The sequence below is a fragment of the Stenotrophomonas maltophilia genome, from assembly GCF_013464485.1.
GTDB classification, from domain to species: domain Bacteria; phylum Pseudomonadota; class Gammaproteobacteria; order Xanthomonadales; family Xanthomonadaceae; genus Stenotrophomonas; species Stenotrophomonas maltophilia_AW.
This window is the reverse complement of sequence record NZ_RAUX01000093.1, coordinates 1-460: the sequence shown is the minus strand read 5'-3', so window position 1 is coordinate 460 and position 460 is coordinate 1. Positions and strand designations below refer to the sequence as shown.

General features: G+C 62.8%; 1 protein-coding gene. It reads left to right on the top strand.

Annotated features, from left to right (window positions below; genetic code table 11):
* Positions 1-185: 185 nt before the first annotated feature.
* A partial coding sequence (locus tag D7Y61_RS22505) for a hypothetical protein (protein WP_219628108.1) occupies positions 186-460 on the top strand: 275 nt, incomplete at its 3' end.

The following is a 460-nucleotide window of genomic DNA, read 5'->3' as shown; positions in this document are numbered from 1 at the left end:
TTTTTCACGTCCAATCTCCTTCTCGTTGGGGATTGGACTCCAAAGCAGCTTGCTACTCAATTGAGGGGGGGCGTCGCCTGGACATCAAAGCGGCGCCCCACGGGGCGCCGTTTTTTTTGTGCGCTCCGCCATTGGTGGGTGCAAACCTTGGCTGGCAACTTGGCTCTGCGTGGGAGCCCCCACGCATGGCGTGGATCTACCCGGCAAACGATCGCGGTGCGGGCCTGCTGTGGGTAGTCGCCAACCTTGGTTGGCGCCGCGGTTCCGCGCGGAGAGCATCCACGCATGGCGTGGATCTACCGGGGCTGCCGGCCAGCGGCCGGCACTACCCGGCGTTTCCCTCGCCCAAAGAAAAACCCCGCTGCGTGAGCAGCGGGGTTTTAGGTGTAAACCCTGGCGATGACCTACTCTCGCATGGCTTGAGCCACACTACCATCGGCGCAGCTGCGTTTCACTTCCG